The sequence below is a fragment of the Variovorax restrictus genome (genome assembly GCF_051216715.1).
GTDB lineage: Bacteria > Pseudomonadota > Gammaproteobacteria > Burkholderiales > Burkholderiaceae_C > Variovorax.
The window spans coordinates 141,047-158,976 of sequence record NZ_JBPJZH010000002.1 but is presented as its reverse complement, the minus strand read 5'-3'; the positions used below and the strand labels follow the sequence as shown (position 1 = coordinate 158,976).

The 17,930-nt window shown below is 65.9% G+C and carries 18 protein-coding genes; 3 read left to right on the top strand and 15 right to left on the bottom strand.

Going from position 1 to position 17,930, the window contains the following annotated elements:
- Positions 1-94: 94 nt before the first annotated feature.
- The 12 genes from ACSFA0_RS15275 to ACSFA0_RS15220 are packed head-to-tail and all read right to left on the bottom strand — an operon-like array spanning position 95 to position 11,514.
- Entirely contained in the window at positions 95-787 is a 693-nt protein-coding gene (locus ACSFA0_RS15275; protein ID WP_435451124.1) for a transposase, read from the bottom strand.
- 13 nt (positions 788-800) lie between these two features.
- Positions 801-1,661 carry a class I SAM-dependent methyltransferase gene (locus tag ACSFA0_RS15270; protein ID WP_435451123.1) on the bottom strand — a complete coding sequence of 287 codons (861 nt, stop codon included), beginning with the start codon at positions 1,659-1,661 and terminating at the stop codon, positions 801-803.
- On the bottom strand, positions 1,658-2,269 hold the full coding sequence (locus ACSFA0_RS15265; protein WP_435451122.1) for a DUF1415 domain-containing protein: 612 nt from the start codon (positions 2,267-2,269) through the stop codon (positions 1,658-1,660). The genes ACSFA0_RS15270 and ACSFA0_RS15265 overlap by 4 nt, the downstream gene beginning before the upstream one ends.
- Positions 2,266-3,534, bottom strand: a complete 1,269-nt coding sequence (locus tag ACSFA0_RS15260; protein WP_435451121.1) for an MFS transporter — start codon at positions 3,532-3,534, stop codon at positions 2,266-2,268. Before ACSFA0_RS15260 ends, ACSFA0_RS15265 begins: the two co-directional genes overlap by 4 nt.
- A complete protein-coding gene (locus ACSFA0_RS15255) occupies positions 3,522-4,655 on the bottom strand; it encodes a deoxyguanosinetriphosphate triphosphohydrolase (protein WP_435451120.1) in 1,134 nt (377 codons plus the stop codon). Before ACSFA0_RS15255 ends, ACSFA0_RS15260 begins: the two co-directional genes overlap by 13 nt.
- A 25-nt stretch (positions 4,656-4,680) precedes the next feature.
- Positions 4,681-5,790, bottom strand: a complete 1,110-nt coding sequence (gene aroB / locus ACSFA0_RS15250) for a 3-dehydroquinate synthase (RefSeq protein WP_435451119.1) — start codon at positions 5,788-5,790, stop codon at positions 4,681-4,683.
- Between the two features lie 43 nt (positions 5,791-5,833).
- Positions 5,834-6,415: a shikimate kinase gene (locus ACSFA0_RS15245; protein WP_435451118.1), complete on the bottom strand. Its 582-nt coding sequence runs from the start codon at positions 6,413-6,415 to the stop codon at positions 5,834-5,836.
- 6 nt (positions 6,416-6,421) lie between these two features.
- Entirely contained in the window at positions 6,422-8,581 is a 2,160-nt protein-coding gene (locus tag ACSFA0_RS15240) for a type IV pilus secretin PilQ (protein ID WP_435451117.1), read from the bottom strand.
- A complete protein-coding gene (locus tag ACSFA0_RS15235) occupies positions 8,578-9,117 on the bottom strand; it encodes a pilus assembly protein PilP (protein WP_435451116.1) in 540 nt (179 codons plus the stop codon). Before ACSFA0_RS15235 ends, ACSFA0_RS15240 begins: the two co-directional genes overlap by 4 nt.
- A complete protein-coding gene (locus ACSFA0_RS15230) occupies positions 9,114-9,791 on the bottom strand; it encodes a type IV pilus inner membrane component PilO (protein WP_435451115.1) in 678 nt (225 codons plus the stop codon). Before ACSFA0_RS15230 ends, ACSFA0_RS15235 begins: the two co-directional genes overlap by 4 nt.
- An 11-nt stretch (positions 9,792-9,802) precedes the next feature.
- Positions 9,803-10,438 carry a PilN domain-containing protein gene (locus ACSFA0_RS15225; RefSeq protein ID WP_435451114.1) on the bottom strand — a complete coding sequence of 212 codons (636 nt, stop codon included), beginning with the start codon at positions 10,436-10,438 and terminating at the stop codon, positions 9,803-9,805.
- Positions 10,435-11,514 carry a pilus assembly protein PilM gene (locus ACSFA0_RS15220; protein WP_435451113.1) on the bottom strand — a complete coding sequence of 360 codons (1,080 nt, stop codon included), beginning with the start codon at positions 11,512-11,514 and terminating at the stop codon, positions 10,435-10,437. Before ACSFA0_RS15220 ends, ACSFA0_RS15225 begins: the two co-directional genes overlap by 4 nt.
- Before the next feature lie 241 nt (positions 11,515-11,755).
- On the opposite strand from ACSFA0_RS15220, the gene ACSFA0_RS15215 reads away from it, so the two are divergent.
- Positions 11,756-14,152, top strand: a complete 2,397-nt coding sequence (locus tag ACSFA0_RS15215; protein WP_435451112.1) for a penicillin-binding protein 1A — start codon at positions 11,756-11,758, stop codon at positions 14,150-14,152.
- Positions 14,153-14,176: 24 nt separating this feature from the next.
- Here ACSFA0_RS15215 and cyaY read toward each other — a convergent pair whose 3' ends face one another.
- Positions 14,177-14,506 (bottom strand): iron donor protein CyaY, encoded by a 330-nt coding sequence (gene cyaY, locus ACSFA0_RS15210; RefSeq protein WP_435451111.1) that lies wholly within the window; start codon positions 14,504-14,506, stop codon positions 14,177-14,179.
- Between the two features lie 36 nt (positions 14,507-14,542).
- On the opposite strand from cyaY, the gene lptM reads away from it, so the two are divergent.
- Positions 14,543-14,767, top strand: coding sequence for an LPS translocon maturation chaperone LptM (gene lptM / locus ACSFA0_RS15205; RefSeq protein ID WP_435451110.1), 225 nt, complete (start codon positions 14,543-14,545; stop codon positions 14,765-14,767).
- Positions 14,764-16,041, top strand: coding sequence for a diaminopimelate decarboxylase (gene lysA / locus ACSFA0_RS15200; protein WP_435451109.1), 1,278 nt, complete (start codon positions 14,764-14,766; stop codon positions 16,039-16,041). Before lptM ends, lysA begins: the two co-directional genes overlap by 4 nt.
- Before the next feature lie 146 nt (positions 16,042-16,187).
- Here the strand turns inward: lysA and ACSFA0_RS15195 are convergent, their stop codons facing one another.
- Together ACSFA0_RS15195 and msrP are read right to left on the bottom strand one after the other, a co-directional pair.
- On the bottom strand, positions 16,188-16,838 hold the full coding sequence (locus tag ACSFA0_RS15195) for a protein-methionine-sulfoxide reductase heme-binding subunit MsrQ (RefSeq protein ID WP_435451108.1): 651 nt from the start codon (positions 16,836-16,838) through the stop codon (positions 16,188-16,190).
- A gap of 25 nt (positions 16,839-16,863) precedes the next feature.
- Positions 16,864-17,874, bottom strand: a complete 1,011-nt coding sequence (gene msrP, locus ACSFA0_RS15190; RefSeq protein WP_435451107.1) for a protein-methionine-sulfoxide reductase catalytic subunit MsrP — start codon at positions 17,872-17,874, stop codon at positions 16,864-16,866.
- Positions 17,875-17,930 lie beyond the last annotated feature (56 nt).

Sequence of the window (17,930 nt, the reverse complement as noted above, 5' to 3'; positions counted from 1 at the left end):
GGTCGGATACTTAATTAATTCCGATTGTTATGTTCAGATATTAATTAGGGACATATCTAGCAATGCGCACAGCGTCGTTTCGGAATCGAGCTGGTTAGGACTTCGGCAAGGGCCGCCGCCCGGCCCGTGCCTTGACCAGTCTCCTCCCGGTCGCCTCCTGCAGCTGCGCAACAAAGCGCTCGTCCCCCGCCGCCCAGCCCTGGAGCGCGGATTCGGTCAGCACCTGCTGCTCACGCGCAGGGACCCCGCCGCGCACCCGTTCGGCGTAGTTGGCCTCGCGGGCGAAGGGCGTATTGCCCAGCGTCCAGTAGAGCGGATGCGGCGACAGGAAGCGATCCGTCCGAAATCCGGCGTAGTGGTGGTGGCTCGACCACGCGAAGTCGCGCGCCTCCGTCACCAGCCCGGCACGCACCGGATTGAGGTCCAGGTAGACCATGCAGGGCAGCAGATAGCGTTCTGCCTGCAGCACCGTCGCGCGGTAGCGCCCTTCCCACAGCGTACCGCTGCGGCCATGGCGGTCGTTGAACGCGCGGACGTAGCTGCGCCCGACCGCCTGCATGAACTTCGGCAGGCCGTCCGCCGTCGCCGGTGTGGCCAGCAAGTGGAAGTGGTTGTCCATCAGCACGTAGGCGTGAAGCGCCACGTCGAAGCGCGGCGCATGTTCTGCCCAGAGCGCCAGCAGGCGCTCGCGGTCGACGTTGTCGACGAAGATGGCCTGGCGGTTGTTGCCGCGCTGGATCACGTGGTGCGGCTGGCCGGGCAGCGTGAGTCGGGGCAGGCGGGCCATGGCGGCGCGGGCTTCAGGGCAGCCGGAAGCGCGTTTCCAGCAGCGACGACAGGCCGAACTCCGCCAGCAGGCTGCGCAGGCGCTCGGCGGCGCTGGGCTTCGCGTGGCCGGTGCGGCGCGCGATGATGAGCTCGTTCTTCATGCTGTGCTCCCAGCCCACCAGCTCGGTCACGGTCACTTGGTAGCCCTGCGCCTCGAGGTACAGGCAACGCAGTACGTTGGTGAGTTGGCTGCCGATTTCGCGCGTGTGCAATGGATGCCGCCAGAGCTCGGCCAGCGGCGTGCGCGACAGGGCCAGCGCCTTGGTCTGGCGCAGGCAGGCGGCGATCTCGGCCTGGCAGCAGGGCACCAGCACCATGAACTTCGCCTGCTTCGCCAGGCCGAAGGCGATGGCGTCGTCGGTCGCGGTGTCGCAGGCATGCAGCGCCGTGACCACATCGATCTGCGCCGGCAGCTCGCTGGCATGGGTCGATTCGGCCACCGTCAGGTTGAGGAAGGCCATGCGGTCGAAGCCCAGCCGCGCGGCGAGCGCGCGCGATTTCTCGATCAGCTCGCCACGCGTCTCGATGCCGTAGACATGGCCGCCGCCGAGCGCCTTGAAGAACAGGTCGTAGATGATGAAGCCGAGGTACGACTTGCCCGCGCCATGGTCCGCCAGTGTGGCGCCGGCGCCCTCCCCCGGCAACTCGCGCAGCAGCTTCTCGATGAACTGGAACAGGTGGTAGACCTGCTTGAGCTTGCGCCGCGAATCCTGGTTCAGCCGGCCTTCGCGCGTGAGGATGTGCAGTTCCTTGAGCAGCTCGATGGACTGGCCAGGGCGCAGCTCCTGCAGCACGTCGGCTTCGGCCTTCGCGGCCTTGTCGATCTTGCTCATCGCGCGGCTCCGCCAGGGCCGACATGCAGCGCTGCCCAGCCGTCGGTGCCCAGTGCCTCCAGCGTCTCGATGTTGCGCTCGAAGATCGCCTCGGCCTCCGGAAACGCCTCCACCGCCCGGTCGATGCTCTCTTCGCGCAGCAGGTGCAGCGTCGGGTACGGCGCACGGTTGGTGGCGTTGCCGATGTCGTCCGCCTCGGTGCCTGCGAACTGGAAGCGCGGATGAAAGCTCGCCAGTTGCAGCGTGCCCTCGAAACCGGCGCGCGCCAGGCGGCGCTCGGCGCGCGCGGTGAAATCGTTGAAGTCCAGGAAATCGGCCAAGGTGTTCGGTGCCATCAGGAGGGTGGTGTCGCGCTCGCTCGCGTCGAGGCCGGCCAGGGCATCCGCCTCGGCCAGCAGCCGGTCGAGCAGGCCGGCGTCATCATCGAGGTGCACCGCGTAGTGGACCTGCCGCTTCACGTGCACCGCCTTCGCGAACGGACAGAGGTTCAGGCCGATCACCGCCGCTTCGAGCCAGTGGCGCGTGTCGGCTTCGGCCTGCGCGGCGGTGATTGTCTCAGCCGCGGCGCGCGCCGGCTCGCCGGCGCCGGAATGGGCCTCATGCGTCATGCGGGCACTCCGGCCGGTGTACTGCGCCGCGCGAGCTGGCCGGCCAGCAGGATGCCGATCAGCGCGCACGCCCCGGTCACCGCCCAGGTCCACTGCCAGCCGCCGACACGGTGGGCCAGCCAGGCGACCAGTGGCGGCGCCGCGAACTGCCCGAATGCCGAGGCCTGCTGCATCAGCCCCACCGTGGTCGCCACGGTGGACGCGCCGGGCGCCACACGCACGGCCAGCACGAACAATGTGGCCGGCACCATGCCACCGGCGAGCGAGAAGCCGCAGACCGCCAGGTAGCGCACGACCGGCGGCAGGCCCACGGCGTCGACCCCCACACCGAGCTGCGCAAAGGCGGCCATGGCGCCGATCGCCATCGACGCGTATCCCCAGCGCAGCAGGCGACCCGCCGGCACACCCCGTTGCAACCAACGTCCGGCCAACACGTTGCCACCGATGTTCATCGCCGCCGCCAGCGCCGTGAGCACCGCGCTCCACTGCAAGGGAACGCCGGCATCGGCGTAGATCGCGGGCAAGAAACCGATCACCGCAATCCATTGCGATGAATACACGGCAAAGGCGGCGGCGACGAACCATGGCCCGGTCGAACGCAGCGTGTTGCGCGATCGTTCCGACCATGACGCGGCCGCGGCTGCAGTCGACGGTGACACGCGTGCATCGTCAGCCGACACGCAAACCGCGACACTTAACGCCGCCGCACCGGAGACGGCCGCGATCGCCCACCACCATGCCGGCCAACCGGCCGCGCCGATCAGGAACGGGCCGATGAGCAGCGCCGCCGCCACACCGAGCGGCATGTAGGCGCCCCACCACCCCAGCGCCGACTTCTCGCGGTCCGGCGGCGCGGTCATGCGGATCAGCGCCGGGGCCGGCATCACGACCATCAGGAAACCCAGCCCTTCGAGCGCGCGCAGACCGAGCAGCGCGTGCACGGCATCGGCGGCGGCCAGGTCTGCAACGCCGACCGCGCCACCGAGCACGCTCGCGACAGTCAGCGTGCTCAGGCCGATCAGCATGCTCCTGCGCAGGCCGATCGTGTCGGCGGCCAGGCCCGCCAGCAGCCCGAGCGTCATGCCGGCGACCTGCACCAGCGCCAGCAGAAAGCCGGCCTCGACCAGGCCGATGCCCAGCGATGCCTGCAACGCGCTCACCGCGGGCGGCAGTTTGCCGAGATGCAGTGCGGCGCTCACGCCGGCGAAGAGAACAGCCAGGGTCGCGGACGGCAGGCCCGAACGGCCGCGGGTCATTCCACCCATGCCCGCCCCGTGAGACGTTCATGCTCGCGCATGGCGAAACGGTCGGTCATGCCGGCGATGTAGTCGGCCACGGCACGGTGCCCGTCGCCACGCGCGGCGAAGGATTCCGGCATTTCCGAGGGCTTGTCGATGTACGCGCCGAACAGCTCCTGCACGACCACACGGGCTTGCGCCGTGGTCTGCATCACCTGCGGATGCCGGTAAAGCCCCTGGAACAGAAAGCGCTTGAGTGCTGACGATTGCGTGCGCATCGCGTCGCCGAACAGCACGAGTGGCCCGGCCCGCCGCGCCGCATCTGCATCGGTCGGCGAGGCGGCGGCGATGGCCGCACGCGTCGCGTCGATCACGTCGTAGACCTGGGCGCTCAGCATGCGGCGAATGGTTTCGTACAACACGCGGCGACCGGCGAGATCGGGGTATTCGTCCATCGCCTCGCGGCGGTAGCGCTCGAAGAGTTCGACATCGGCCAGTTGTTCGATGCCGATGAGCCCCGAGCGCACGCCGTCGTCGATGTCGTGCGCGTTGTAGGCGATCTCGTCGGCCAGGTTGCACAACTGGGCTTCAAGGCTGGGCTGCGTGCGATCGAGAAAACGGTGGGCGACACCGTTCGGCTCGGCCGCCTCGATCTGCTCGGCGTTGGTGCGCGAGCAGTGTTTGAGGATGCCTTCGCGCGTCTCGAAGCTGAGATTGAGGCCGTCGTACTGCGGGTAGCGGTGCTCGAGCGTGTCGACCACGCGCAGGCTCTGCAGGTTGTGCTCGAAGCCGCCGTATTCGCGCATGCAGTCGTCGAGCGCGTCCTGGCCTGCATGACCGAAAGGCGTGTGCCCCAGGTCATGCGCGAGCGCGATGGCCTCGACCAGGTCTTCGTTCAGCTTCAACGCGCGCGCGATGGAGCGCGCGAGTTGCGCGACCTCCAGCGAATGCGTGAGCCGGGTGCGGAACAGGTCGCCTTCGTGGTTCAAGAAGACCTGCGTCTTGTAGACCAGCCTGCGAAAGGCGGTGGAATGCACGATGCGGTCGCGGTCGCGCTGGAAGTCGTCGCGCGTGGGCGCGGCCGGCTCCGGATGACGGCGGCCACGCGAGCGCGCCGGATGGCTGGCGAACGGGGCGAGTTCGCTCATGGCCGCTCGCCGGTACGCGCCGTTTTCACGCCGCGCCGCATGCCGCCAAGACCTCGCGCACCATCGCATCCGGGGCCGGGCGCATCACGGCGGAGCCGGGCTTGTCGATCACCACGAAGCGGATCTCGCCGCCTTCGGATTTTTTGTCGATGCGCATCAGTTCGATGTATCGCTCGGCGCCGAAGCGCGGCGCGACGATCGGCAGGCCGGCCTTCTCGATCAAGGTGGTCAGCCGCTGCACGAAGGCGTTGTCGACGCCACCGAGCCGCTGCGACAGCTGCGCTGCCATCACCATGCCGCAACCGACGGCCTCACCATGCAGCCACTCGCCGTAGCCGAGCGCCGATTCGATCGCGTGGCCGAAGGTGTGGCCGAAATTCAAGATGGCGCGCAGCCCGTTCTCGCGCTCGTCCTGCCCGACCACCTCGGCCTTGATCTCGCAACTGCGCCGCACGGCATAGGCCATCGCGGCGGGTTCCTGCGCACGCAGCGCCGAGAGGTTCGCCTCGATCCAGTCGAAGAAGGCCATGTCGTAGATCGGCCCGTACTTGATGACTTCGGCCAGGCCGGCGCTGAGCTCGCGCGGCGGCAGCGTCTTCAGCGTCGCCAAATCGCACAACACCAGTTGCGGCTGGTAGAAGGCGCCGATCATGTTCTTGCCCAGCGGATGGTTGATGGCGGTCTTGCCGCCCACCGACGAATCCACCTGCGCCAGCAGCGTCGTCGGCACCTGAACGAAAGGCACGCCGCGCATGTAGCTCGCGGCAGCAAACCCCGTCATGTCTCCGACCACGCCGCCACCGAGGGCGAACAGCACGGTCTTCCGATCACAGCCGTGGCCCAGCAAGGCGTCGAAGATCAGGTTGAGCGTGGTCCAGTCCTTGTACGCCTCACCGTCCGGAAGTTCGAGCACGTGGACGGCGTTGAAGCGGCCTGCCAGCGCCTTCTGCAGCGTCGCCGTGTAGAGCGGCCCGACGGTGGTGTTGGTCACGATCAACGCGCTCGATGCCGACGGCACGGCGGCGAAATTGGCGGGCTGGTCGAATAGGCCCGAGCCGATCAGGATCGGGTAGCTGCGCTCGCCGAGCGCGATGTCGACACGCTGAGGCGCCGTAAAAGAAACCGGTGTGAGCATCCGGCAAGTTTAGGCGCTGGCACGGCGCGCCGGTTGCGGGGCCTCAGGTCGTCGGGTCGCTCTCCGAGCCGAATTTCCGAGGGGCCACGCCCGCATCCTCCATCTGCTGAACAAGCGTACCCACAAGCATCGCGATCGAAGGTCGCCCCGTGTCGACGGTGGTGTGCGCAATTTCCCGATACAGCGGGTCACGCACGGCATGCAGATCCTTCAGCCGCTGGAGCGGATCTGCCACCTGCAACAGGGGCCGCTTCGTGTCATGACGCAGCCGCTTGAGCAGATCTTCGGGAGAGGAGCGAAGGTAGACGACATGGGTCCGCTCACGGAGGTGCTGACGAGTCGCTGCCCGCAACACCGAACCGCCGCCCGTGGCGACGACGCCTTGCCGAAGCGACGACGTCAAATCGGCCAGAACCTGCTCTTCGACGTCTCGAAAGGCCGCTTCCCCTTCGCGCTCGAAGAACTCGCGAATCGTGCAACCGATCCGCTCCTCGATGCAGTGGTCGCTATCGACGAACCGCCACCCCAATTGCTGCCCGAGCCGCCGCCCGATCGCAGACTTCCCCGAACCCGGCAATCCGACAAGCGCAATCGTCGACGCGCCAACAGCGTTAGGGATGCTCACGCTTCATCAACGGGCGGCGTTGCGGTCGGTGATCATCTTCGGCGTGATGAAAACCAGCATCTCAGTCTTGTTGTAGGTGCGCTCGCGCGTCCGGAACAGAGCGCCCAGGTAAGGGACTTCACCCAGCAACGGAATGCGCGATTCGTTGTTGTTTTCTGTCATCTCGAAGATGCCGCCGATGACCACCGTGCCGCCGTTTTCGACCAGCACCTCGGTCTGCACATGCTTCGTGTTGATCGCGAAACCGGCGGTGGTCGCCTGACCCACCGTGTCTTTGTTGACGTCGAGCGTCAGGATGATGTTGCCCTCCGGCGTGATCTGCGGTGTCACTTCCAGCTTCAGGTTGGCCTTGCGGAACGCAATGGACGTTGCCCCGCTGGAGGTCGCCACCTGGTAGGGCAGCTCGGTGCCCTGTTCGATGAGCGCCTTGGTCTGATCAGCCGTGACGACGCGCGGGCTGGACACTACCTTGCCCTTGCCGTCCGCCTCGAGCGCCGATATCTCCAGATTCAGCATGCGCGACAGGCTGGAGTTGAAGAGGGAGATCGCGAAAGTGCCCGCAGCGTTGCCATTGCCGGCCACACCGGTCGACGGCAGATTCACGAAGTTGCTCTGTGTGAACTGCGGGAAGGAGACGGTGGGGCTGGTCGACGTGCTGGTGGCCACACCATTCGTCACCGTGGTGGTAGTGCCGCCGCCGGTCACATTGGGATAGGTGCCGAGCGCCGTGCGCGAATTGACGGCGCCACCACCCAACCGCACCCCCAGCGACTTGCCGAAAGTGTCAGAGGCCTCGACGATGCGCGCTTCGATCAGCACCTGACGCACGGGAATGTCCAGCTTCTGGATGAGTTCGGCCACCTGTGCCAGGCGCGTGGGCACATCCGAGACGAAGAGCTGATTGGTGCGCGATTCCGCGATCACGCTGCCGCGCGGGCTCAGGATACGCGACGTGTTGGAGCCGCCACCCGCACCGCCTGCGCTGGCCCCGGTGCCGGTCAACCCCTGGGCGATCGTCAAGGCCTTCGTGTAGTTCAGCTGGAAAGATTGGGTGCGCAGGGGCTCGAGGGTTTCGATCGCCGCCTTGGCCTCGAATTCCATCTTTTCCTTCGCATTGATCTCGTCCTTGGGCGCGATCCAGAGCACGCTGCCGTTCTTGCGCATGCCCAAGTTCTTCGCCTGCATGATGATGTCCAGCGCTTGATCCCAGGGAACGTCCTTCAATCGCAGTGTCAGCGCACCCGTCACCGAATCGGAAGTGACGATGTTGAAATTCGTGAAATCGGCGATGACCTGCAACAGCGAGCGGATCTCGATGTTCTGGAAGTTCAAAGAGAGCTTTTCACCGTTGTATCCGACGCCCTGCGTCAGCTTGGTCGGGTCGACCTTGCGGGGACGCACTTCGACCACGAACTGGTTCTCGCTCTGGTACGCACTGTGTTCCCAGTCGCCTTTCGGCTCGATGGTCATGCGCACGCGGTCACCAGACTGCTGCGCCGTGATCAACTGAACCGGCGTCCCGAAGTCGGCCACATCGAGTCGCCGGCGTAGGCCTTCGGGCAAGGTCGATTTGGTGAATTCGACGACGAGGTTCTTGCCCTGCTGACGAATGTCGACACCCACCTGGTTGTTGGCCAGATCGACGATGACGCGACCGGTGTTGTCCGCACCCAGGCGGAAATCGACGTCGCGCAGCGGCAAGGTGTCGCGGTTGCGGTTCTCAGCAAAGCTGCCCGCCGCGGACGCCGCCAGCGCCGACCCGGCCACCGGCTCGAGGGCCACGAGCAGCGAACGGCCCTGAATTTCGGTTTTGTAGGCGGTGGCCTGCTTCAGGTTCAACACCAGGCGGGTGCGTTCACCGGCCTGGACCACGTTGATGGAGCGCAGGTTGCCCTGGTTCACCTCGACCGCGGAGCGCCCGATCGCGTTGGTGACGCCGGGAAAATCCAGTGCGATGCGTGCCGGCGTCTGGATGGCGAACCCCGTTGGCGCCGTGCTCAGCGGCTGCGTCAGGTCGATGCGGACGACCTCTGCGCCAGACTGCATCGAGGTGGTCACCGACTCGATCGCGTTCTGCGCCTGTGCCACTGCCACAGCAGCGAACATTCCGAGCGTGAGGCCGGCACCGCGGAGCCACCGTACAACCATCGTTTTTTGTTGACTCATTTCGACCTCTCTTGCAATTCCAGCGTCGCAACGCGTTCGATCCACTCGCCGGCAGCGTCCTGCACGATCTCACGCAAGGCGAGCTCGGTTTCGTTGATGCGCGTGATGCGCCCGTAATTCAGTCCCAGATAGTTCCCGACACGGACCTGGTAGAGCAGTTTGTCCACGCGAACCAGGGCGATCGGCTGACCGTTGCGACTCATGCTACCGACCATCGCCATGGCGTCCAGCGGGTACGACTCAAGCGCTTCCTTGCGGCGTGTCAGTTCGGGGCCGATGAGCCCCGACGTGCTCGGCTGGGCCGAATCGCGGCGCAGCGCCTGCGTCAACTTCTGGCTGTTGAAGGGATCGAAGGCCGCGCCTTCGGTGTAGGCCTGCGGCGTGAATTTCTTGGGCTCGCTGAGCGGCTTGATGGTCGGCCGCACCTTGGCACGCTCTTCCGCCATCCACTGCTGCAGGTCCGTCTGCTCGGCGCCCCAGCATCCGCTGAGGAGCATCACCACGGCGCAGAGCCCGAACGCTTTGGCGCTTCTCATTTCTTCTTTGCTCCGGAGGCCGCTGCGCGCCGCTGGGCGGCCTGCTCTTCGTCGTCGAGGTAGCGGTAGGTGCGCGCGGTGGCGTCCATTGTCAAGGCGCCATCCTTCTGCGGCGTGATCGAGAGGTTGTTCAAGGTGACGATGCGCGACAGGTTGGCAACGTCGGCCACGAAGGCGCCCATGTCGTGGTATCGGCCGCTGACCCGGACGGCGATCGGCAGCTCGGCGTAGTAGTCGCGAACCGACACCTGTCCCGGACGGAACAGCTCAAACTGCAGGCTGCGGCCGAGACCGGCCTGGTTGATGTCGGACAGCAAAGCGTCCATCTCAGCCTTGCTGGGCAACTGCTTTTCAAGCAGCGTGACGTACTGCTGGGCCTGCTCGCGCTGCTTCTTCAACAGGTCGAGGTTGGCCGCCTGCGCCACCTTGCTTTGGTAGTCGGCGCGGAGGGTGACTTCCTTGGCGCGCTCCCCCTCCAGCTCGTCGTTGGCATTGGTCAGCCAGACGAACCACAGCAATACCAACACGAGTGCCGTGACCGCCGCGCACAGCAGGTAACGCGGCACCGCTGGCCACACCGAAGGATCGTTCGGATTGAGCCCCTTGAACTGATCGGAAAAGCGCCGCAGCGCATCGCCGATATCGACTTTAGGAGCAGATTTTCTGGTCGCCATGGACGGTCCCCTTAGCCTTTGGCAGGCGCTGCAGCGGCGCCCTTGGCCGGCCCGGGAGCGGCACCCGCGGCCGGCTTCTCGACGTCGGTCGGGCGCTTCAGGCCGATGCGCATCGTGAAGTTCGCTACGCGGCGCTGGTCGCGCGGGCTCAGGGCCACGGTTCCGGCCGTGATTTCGACAAGCTCGGGCTTCACCAACCAGGGGCTGCTGTTGCCCAGGTTGCGCAGCAACTCGGACACACGTTCGTTCGACTGCGCCATGCCCTGCAGCGTGACGGCTCGGTCGTCCTGCTTCATGCTGGCCAGATACACGCCGTCCGGCAGCTGACGCACCAGTTCGTTCAGCAGATGCACCGGCATGTTCCGGTCGCCCTGCAGGTCTTCGACCGCCTGTTGTCGCGCCTTCAAGGCGGCGATTTCAGACTGCAGCGTCGCAATCTCCTTGATTTCGGATTCGAGCTTCTTGATCTCGGACTGCAGGTAGTTGTTCTTGGCCTGCTGGCTGGATATCTGCGCCTGGAACCAGACGTAGGCCGCGCCAGCGATCAGACCGCCCAAAAGCGCAGCAGCGCCGAGCGCGGCGTAGAAGCTCTCGCGACGACGCTTGCGCGCCGCCTCACGGTGCGGCAGTAGGTTGATCAGGATCACTGCAGAAACCTCCGCATCGCCAGGCCGCACGAGGTCAGATACGACGGCGCTTCGCGCTTGACCTTCTTCTCGCGAATGCCTGCGCTGATTTCCATGCCGTCGAACGGGTTCACGAGCGAGCAGGCGAACGAGGTTTGGCGGGTCACCGCACTGGTCAGGCCGGGAAGCGCAGCGGAGCCGCCCGCGAGAAGAACGTAGTCGACCCGGTTGTGCGGCGTGCTGGTGAAGAAGAACTGCAGCGCGCGCGCGATTTCCTGGGCGATGCTGGCGACGAAGGGCTTGAGCACGCCGGCGTTGTAGTCGTCGGGCAGGTCACCGCTGCGCTTCTTCGCTTCAGCTTCTTCGACCGAGAAGCCGTACTGACGAACGATCAGCTGCGTCAACTGGGCGCCGCCGAAAGCCTGGTCGCGGTCGTACAGCACTTCCTGGTTGCGCAGAACCTGCATGCTGGTCGTGTAGGCACCGACTTCGAACAGCGCCACGACCGCGTCGCGCCCCTGGCTGGGCAGTTGCTCGATCAGCCGTGCCGTGGCAAGCCGGGAGGCGTACGACTCGACATCGAGGATCATGGCCTTGAGGCCTGCTGCTTCCGCGAGGCCCTGGCGGTCCTGCACCTTCTCCTTGCGCGACGCCGCAATCAGCACCTCGACATCGCCGGCCGAACTGGCGCTCTGCCCCATGACGCAGAAGTCGAGGCTCACTTCGTCGAGCGAAAAGGGGATGTACTGGTTGGCCTCGGACTCCACCTGAAGCTCGAGCTCCTGCTCGCTCATGCCGCCTGGAAGGATGATTTTCTTGGTGATCACCGCGGAGGGCGGCAGCGCCAGCGCGACGTTGCGCGTCTTGGTCCCGCTCTTGCGGACGACCCGACGCACGGCTTCGGCCACCTCGTCGAATTTCTCGACATTGCCGTCGGTGATCCAGCCGCGCTCGAGCGGCTCGATGGCACAGCGCTCCAGCACCAGCTTTCCGCCGGCATCGCGGCCCAGTTCGACCAGCTTGACGCTGGACGAACTCACGTCCAACCCGACCAACGGCGCGGGCTGACGACGAAACAACGATCCGAAAGCGGTCAAGGTCGATCCCATCCGTTTGTAACGATTGGAAAAATTTGCGTATGGTTGCATGCTAGCAGCAACATTGCGTGACCTCCAAGAATCACGATCGGGCGGCCACCGTGGCGTTGTCAAAAGTTCACGCAAACGTTCACTTCTGCAACTTACGTGACGACGCCCCCATTTTCATGCGCTGGCGCGCGATGGTTCGTCGCTGGCAGAGCCGGCGTTTTTATAATGCGCGGTGACTCAGCCCCCCTCCATGCCCGAATCTCCCCGCCCAGCGCGCCCCCAAAAACCCGTCCTGGCACGCTCTCGCTGGGTGACCTGGCTGCTGCGGCTGCTGGGTTGGACCGCCGGGGTTGCCGTTGCCGGTGCCGTTGCGATCGTCTGCATCATCGCGGTTGCCCTGGCCGTGGCGTATCCGAACCTTCCCGACATCTCCGAGCTGGCCGACTATCGCCCGAAGCTGCCGTTGCGGGTCTATTCGTCCGAAGGCACGCTGATCGGAGAGTTCGGTGAAGAACGCCGCAACCTCACGCCGATCTCGACCATTCCGAAGGTCATGAAGGACGCCGTGCTGGCCGCGGAAGACGCGCGCTTCTACGACCATGGCGGCGTCGACTACAAGGGCTTGGTCCGTGCCGGTCTGGCCAACATGAATCGCATCAAGAGCCAGGGCGCGTCCACCATCACGATGCAGGTGGCGCGCAACGTTTATCTCAGTTCCGAGAAGACACTGACGCGCAAGATCTACGAAGTCCTGCTGACCTTCAAGCTGGAGCACCTGCTAAGCAAGGACCAGATCTTCGAGATCTATCTGAACCAGATCTACCTCGGCAACCGCGCCTATGGTTTCGCCGCCGCATCGGAGGCCTACTTCGGCAAGCCCCTGAAGGACGTCACCATCGCCCAGGCCGCGATGCTCGCCGGGCTGCCGAAGGCGCCCGGGGCGAACAACCCGGTCAACAACCCGTCGCGCGCCCGCGGCCGCCAGTTGTACGTGATCGATCGCATGCGCGATGCGGGCTTCATCACCGCCGAACAGGCAACCGAGGCGAAGAAGGAAGAGCTTCACCTGCGCGACGGCGCCGACCCCACGCGGCTGCATGCCGAATACGTGGCCGAGACCGTCCGTCAACTCATGTACAGCCAGTACGGCGACAGCACCTACACACGCGGCCTCAACGTCTATACCTCGCTGGTGGCTGCCGACCAGGCCGCGGCCTATCGGGCGCTGCGCAAGGGCATCATGGATTACGAGCGTCGGCAGATCTATCGCGGTCCCGAGAAATTCGTCGAACTGCCGAGCGACCCGAAGGAACTGGACGAGGCCGTCGACGACGCGCTGGCCGAACACCCTGACAACGGCGACGTGATGTCGGCGGTGGTGCTGAAGGCGAGCCCCAAGGAAATCGTCGCCGTACGCGCCAATGGCGACACGCTGCAGATCACCGGCGACGGGCTGAAGCCGGCGCAGTCCGGCCTGTCCGACAAGGCGCCACCGAACATCAAGGTGCGCCGCGGCGCCGTGATCCGCGTCACACGCACGCCCAAGAACACCTTCGAGATCACGCAGCTGCCCGAAGTCGAGGGGGCGTTCGTGGCGCTCGACCCGCGCGACGGCGCAGTGAAGGCCATGGTCGGGGGCTTCGACTTCAGCAAGAACAAGTTCAACCACGTGACGCAAGCCTGGCGCCAACCGGGCTCGAGCTTCAAGCCTTTCATCTACTCGGCGGCGCTCGAGAAGGGCTTCTCCCCCGCAACGGTGATCAACGACGGCCCGCTCTTCTTCGATGCCGGCACCACCGGCGGCCAGCCCTGGGAGCCGAAGAACTACGACGGCGGCTTTGAAGGTCCGATGTCGATGCGCCGGGCGTTGATGAAGTCCAAGAACATGGTGTCGATCCGCATCCTGCAGTCGATCGGCACGCGCTACGCGCAGGACTGGATCGGCAACTTCGGCTTCGAGAAGGAAAAACACCCGGCCTACCTGCCCATGGCACTCGGCGCCGGGTCCGTCACGCCGATGCAGATGGCGACGGCCTATTCGGTGTTCGCCAACGGCGGCTACCGCGTGAATCCGTACCTGATCACCCGCGTGACCGATCACAAGGGCAAGGTCCTGGTCGAGACCCAGCCCCCGCTTCTCAACGAAAGCATGCGCGCCATACCCCAGCGCAACGCCTTCATCATGGACAGCCTGCTGCAATCGGTGGCCAGCGGCGGCACCGCCGCCAAGGCGCAGGCCACGCTCAAGCGCCCCGACATCTACGGCAAAACCGGCACCACCAACGATTCGCTCGACGCCTGGTTCGCCGGCTTCCAGCCGACCATGACCGCCATCGCGTGGATCGGCTACGACACGCCCCGCAAACTGGGTGACCGCGAAACCGGTGGCGGCTTGAGCCTGCCGATCTGGATCAGCTTCATGGAAACCGCCCTCAAGGGCGTGCCGGTGACCGAGCCCACCGCGCCAGCGGGGATCGTGAATGTCGGCGGGGAGCTGTACTACGACGACTACGGCCCGGGCCGTGGCGTCACCAGCCTGGGTGTCGAAGCAGCGGCCCCCACAGGCGACCCCAACGTCGGCGCCCCCATCGGTGCCCCACCACCGCCCGAGGAGCGCAACCGCATCCTCGACCTGTTCCGCAACTGAGCGCCGCCTTCGAGCGCCTATCGCTCAGGCGGCGAACGCGAGTCGCAGCCCCGACTGCAGCGAGGCCTCGCGCGACAGGTTCGAAAAGAACTCTTCGCCGGTCTTGGTGTCGACCCATGCGGTGCCATCGTGCCGGTAGTGGTAGCCACCGGAGCGTGCAGCCAGCCAGATTTCCTGCAACGGTTTCTGCAGGTTGACGATCAGCTGGCTGCCATTCGGAAAGCTCAGCGTGATCATCCCGCCGACGCGCTGGTTGTCGATGTCGGCCTCCGTGGCGTCGTTGATGCGGTCGCAGGCGCGCTCGATGGCGGCCAGTGCGGCTTCCGCACGATCCATGTACTCGGAGTCGGTCATTACAATTTCGCGATGTTGAACGTCCGTCAAATTCTAATGAGCGCCGCCGGCCTCTTCGCCATCGGGGTCGGCTTGTCCGGCTGCGGTCTCAAGGGCCCGCTGTACATGCCCACGGTGCCGGAGGCCGCCAACCGCGCCACGCTGCCGAGCCTGATCCTGCCTTCGCGCGACGACGCGGCGAAGACAGCGCCAGCCGATGCCGCCATCGCGCCGCCCGCCGCAGCCGGCAGTGCGCCGACGAGCCCTGGAGGCATGAAGTGACGGCTCCCCTCCTCCCTGGACATCCCCATGTGGCCGTCCGCGACGGCATTCTGCATGTGGAAGCGCTCTCGCTAGACGCCCTGGCCCGCGAACACGGCACGCCGCTGTTCGTCTACTCCAAGCAGTGGATGCTCGACGCGCTCGCAGCCTACCGCCGCGGCTTCGAGGGGCGCGACGCGCTGGTCTGCTATGCGATGAAGGCCAACTCGTCACTCGGCGTGCTGCGGGTTTTCGCCGAAGCAGGCTGCGGCTTCGACATCGTCTCGGGCGGCGAACTGGCACGGGTGCTGGCCGCGGGTGCCGACCCGGCCAAGGTGATCTTCTCGGGCGTCGGCAAGACGCGCGACGAGATGCGCCAGGCACTGGCCGCGGGCATCGCCTGCTTCAATGTGGAGAGCGAGGCGGAACTCGACGTGCTCAATGCGGTGGCGCTCGCGCAGCAGCAGCGCGCCCGCATCAGCATTCGCATCAACCCGAACGTCGACCCGAAGACGCACCCGTACATCTCGACCGGCCTCAAGGGCAACAAGTTCGGCGTGGCGCACGACCGCGCACTGCACGCCTACCTCCACGCGGCATCGCTGCCGGGCATCGAGGTGGTGGGCATCGATTGCCACATCGGTTCGCAGATCACCGAAGCCTCGCCGTACCTTGATGCGCTGGAGCGCGTGCTCGACTTGGTCGAGACCATCGAGCGGGCCGGTATTCGCCTGCACCACCTCGACTTCGGCGGGGGCCTGGGCATCGACTACAACCACGACACCCCGCCGGCCGCCGACGTGCTGTGGAAGCAGTTGCTCGCGCGACTGGACGCGCGCGGCTTTGGCAACCGCAAGCTGATCGTGGAGCCCGGCCGGTCGCTCGTCGGCAATGCCGGCGTCTGCGTGACCGAGGTGCTCTACACCAAGCCCGGCGAAGACAAGAACTTCTGCATCGTCGACGCGGCCATGAATGACCTGCCGCGCCCCGCGATGTACCAGGCCTTCCATCGGATCGTGCCGGTGGCCGAGCGCGCCATGGCTGGCGCGACGACCTACGACGTGGTCGGCCCGATCTGCGAAAGCGGTGACTGGATCGGTCGCGACCGGGCGCTGAACGTGGTCGACGGCGACCTGCTGGCGGTGCTCTCGGCCGGTGCTTATTGCATGTCGATGGCCAGCAACTACAACACCCGCGGTCGAGCCGCCGAGGTGCTGGTAGCAGGCGACCGCGCGACGCTCATCCGCCGGCGCGAGAGCCTCGACGACCAGTTGCGCACCGAGCGCTTCGACTGAGAACATGTGAATGAACCTGCTGCGCGCCCCGATCTCGCATCTGCGGTCCTCACCGCACGCCAGTGCGGCTCCGGTCCTCGACGCGAGCTCGGGGCGCTCACGACGGTTCCTTCACACGTTCTGACGCCAGCCGCGGCGCAGCCCCCTCACTTCAAGGGGTGCGCGCGCGGCACGGCTGCGGGGCGCGACGCCGCGGCCTGCTTCTGGCGCACGAAGTGCCACACGCGCCAAGCCAGCAGCACAGCCACGATGCCGGCATAGACGAACACCTCGTCGAAATTGTTCTTGCCCGCGCGCAGCCAGAAGAAGTGCAGCAGCCCCAGCCCGGCGATCACATAGACCAGCTTGTGTAGCCGCTGCCAGCGCTTGGCGCCCAGGGCCTTGATCGCGCGGTTGAACGAGGTGGCTGCCAGCGGCGTGAGCAACACAAAGGCGGCGAAGCCGACCAGGATGAACGGCCGCTTGGCGATGTCCTTGGCGATCTCGGGCACATCGAAGCCCATGTCGAACCAGCCGTAGCTCAAAAGGTGGATCACGACGTAGAAGTACGCGAACAGCCCGAGCATCCGCCGGTAGCGCGCCAGCCCGTTGAGCTTGAACATCACGCGCAGCGGCGTCACGGCCAGCACGATGCACAGGAAGCGCAGGGTCCAGTCGCCAGCCGAGCGGATCAGGTACTCCGCGGGATTTGCACCGAGCCCATCGGTAAAGGCGCCGTAGACGAGCCATGCGAAAGGCGCCAGGCACGCGAGGAAGACGATCGGCTTGGCGGCCGGGTGCAGCAGCAGCCTGTTCACGGTCTGGATCAAGCGAGGCCCGCGCTCAGTAAAACTTCTTCAGGTCCATGCCCGCGTAGAGCTGCCCCACCTGCGCTTCGTAGCCATTGAAGAGCTGCGTCTTGGTGCGCTTGGCGAAGAGGCCACTGCCGTCGCCGATGCGGCGCTCGGTCGCCTGGCTCCAGCGCGGGTGGTCGACATTCGGGTTCACGTTGGAATAGAAGCCGTACTCGTTGGCGGCGGCCTTGTTCCACGCGGTGCCCGGCTCCTTCTCGACGAAGCGGATCTTGACGATCGACTTGGCGCTCTTGAAACCGTACTTCCACGGCACCACGAGGCGCACCGGCGCGCCGTTCTGGTTGGGCAGCACCTCGCCGTACATGCCGAAGGTCAGCAGTGTGAGCGGGTGCATCGCCTCGTCCATGCGCAGGCCTTCGGCATAGGGCCAGTCGAGCACGCGCGAACCGACGTAGGGCATGGTCTTCGGATCGGCCAGGGTGACGAACTCGACGTACTTCGCGCTGCCCTGCGGCTCGACCTTCTTGATGAGTTCGGCCAGCGAATAACCGACCCACGGAATGACCATCGACCAGCCTTCCACACATCGCAGGCGGTAGATGCGCTCTTCCTGTGCGCTGAGCTTGAGGAGGTCTTCGATGCCGTACTTGCCCGGCTTGTTCACCAGGCCCTCGACCTCGACGGTCCAGGGGCGGGTCTTGAGCGTGCCTGCGTTCTTGGCAGGGTCGGCCTTGTCGACACCGAACTCGTAGTAGTTGTTGTAGGTCGACGCGTCTTTGTAGTCGGTGAGCTTCTCCATCGTCTGGGCCCCGGCCACGCTGGACTTCACGCCTTTCAGCGCCGCCAGCTTGCCGGGCGCGACGGTCTGTGCCAGCGCATCGCGTGCGGCCCACGACGCCAGCGCGGCGCCGGCCGCACCGCCGGCCAGCAGCTTGAGCATGTCGCGACGGCCTTCGTAGGCCGCGCGGGGTGTGATGTCGCTGGAGGTCGCGTGAATGAAGCCGCGGTCGACGAGATCTTGATGGGAACGGGGGGGCATGACGCGCCTTTCAATAACGGGGTGGTTCACCCTCAATTCGTGGCTGAAGCCGATTT